We start from the raw sequence: 1,677 nt of genomic DNA on the forward strand, positions 1-1,677 counted from the left end.
CGCCGCCTTCGAAGCGCTCCAGGCGGAGGTCGGCCGTCTCTACCACGAGCGGCGCGCACTGCGCTCGCGGTTGCTCGTGTACGTCGCGGTCGGCTGGACGACGGCGGTCCTCGTCGTCGGCATCACGGTCGCCGTCAACACCGCGGTGCTGGACAGTTTCGCGCAACTGTCCTCGGTGTCCGACGCCGCAAGTTCGGGGGGCCTCTCCATCGACCCGGGCGCCGTCGACCTCGCACGCGACCGCTACCGGTTCTACCTCGTGACGCAGGCGACGATGCTCGCCTGCGGGTGGTTCGCGGGCGCTGCGAGCCGCGGGCTGTACGACGCGCTCCTGCACTCCGGGCTGCTCGTCGCGTTCGCGTACGCCGTCTTCGCGGGGGTCGGGATGGTATGAGTCCCAGGAGTCGGGGGCAGTCGAACGTCGTCGGCGTCGCGATTCTGCTCGGCGTCACCGTCGTCGCGCTCGGGGCGGTCACCGCCAGCGTCGGCACCGTCGTCGACCAGCACGCCGCGGCGAGCGACACCCGCCGCGTCGCCGCCGACGTCGACGCCGCACTGCAGCCACTGGAGACCACGGGCGTCCGACGCGGCACCGTCTCGTTCACGAGCGGGAGTGTCGACACGCTCGACCGCGAGGTGCGCGTGCTGGACAGCGGCGGGATCGTCGCGACGGTGGACGCGAACGCGCTCCGGTTCACTGCGGCGTCCCGCGGCGCCACGTATCTCGCGGGGTCCGTGCTGGTACACGGCGACAACTGGGCGCAGACCAGGACGGCGGTCGCGGTGACGGCTGACCCCGACGTACTCGTCGTGAGCGTACCCGCCCTCCGCGGGAACGTCTCGCGAACGGCGACTGGCGGCGTGACGTACTCGCTGCGGTCGAACGTCTCGCACGCCCGCCGGTCGCTGGGCCGCGGCGGCTACCGGGTCGCAGTCGAAACCGCCCACCCCGAAGCCCTCCGCGAACAGTTCGAGCAGATGAACGCGACCGTCACCGAGCGCGACATCGACGAGGACGGCGTCCCGAGCGTCGTCGCCGACTTCCCCGGGTCGCGGACCGCGTACCTCGTCGTGCACGACACCGAGGTGAGCCTGTCGTGAACGCGACGCCGCCGCCGCACACTGACAGCGACCGCGGCGTCGTCCCGGCGGTCGGGAAGGCCCTCGAAGCCGGCATCGTCGTGTTGTTCATCGCGGTGTTGACGACGACGCTGTACGGTGGTGTCGTTCCGGACGCTCGCAGCGCGGCCGGCGACGAGGTCGGCGAGCGCACGCTCCAGCACGCTGCCGCGAGCGTCGAGGCTGCGATTCCGGCAGCGGCGCAGGCGTCTGCTGTCGGCGTGAACAGGACCGTCGCTGAGCGCAGGGTCAGCCTGCCGGCGACGATACGCGGTGAGAGGTACCGGGTTACGGCGAACGGCACCAGTCTCGTGCTCGTTCACGACCGCGAACGCGTCGGGGGTCGGACGCCGCTGGTCCTTCCGGACACCGTCCGCAGCGTCCGGGGGAACTGGACCGGCGGCGACGGCCTCGTGCGCGTGACGACCCACCCTGACGGCGGCCTCGTCGTCGAACTCGCGGAGGGGTCGGCGTGACACGGGACGCGGGAAGCACCCCACTGTCGAGGCGCGCGCAGGCGAACCTGACTGCGCTGGTCGTCGCGCTCCTGCTCGTCGC

2 protein-coding genes and 1 pseudogene are annotated in these 1,677 nt (G+C 72.0%); all 3 read left to right on the forward strand.

Features of this window, described 5'->3' with window-relative positions:
• Positions 1-394, forward strand: a pseudogene (locus GRX66_RS18755) (type II secretion system F family protein); the annotation flags it as partial.
• A complete protein-coding gene (locus GRX66_RS18760) occupies positions 391-1,101 on the forward strand; it encodes a DUF7289 family protein (RefSeq protein ID WP_159527821.1) in 711 nt (236 codons plus the stop codon). The pseudogene GRX66_RS18755 and the gene GRX66_RS18760, both read left to right, overlap by 4 nt.
• Positions 1,098-1,595, forward strand: a complete 498-nt coding sequence (locus GRX66_RS18765; RefSeq protein ID WP_201293100.1) for a DUF7266 family protein — start codon at positions 1,098-1,100, stop codon at positions 1,593-1,595. Before GRX66_RS18760 ends, GRX66_RS18765 begins: the two co-directional genes overlap by 4 nt.
• The last annotated feature ends 82 nt before the right edge of the window (positions 1,596-1,677 follow it).

Origin of the sequence: Halobacterium bonnevillei, from assembly GCF_009831555.1 — an archaeon.
GTDB lineage: Archaea > Halobacteriota > Halobacteria > Halobacteriales > Halobacteriaceae > Halobacterium > Halobacterium bonnevillei.

Excerpts from the sequence above, each read along its gene's own strand:
- GRX66_RS18760 (WP_159527821.1), top strand. The coding sequence starts at position 391 with ATGAGTCCCAGGAGTCGGGGGCAGTCGAACGTCGTCGGCGTCGCGATT.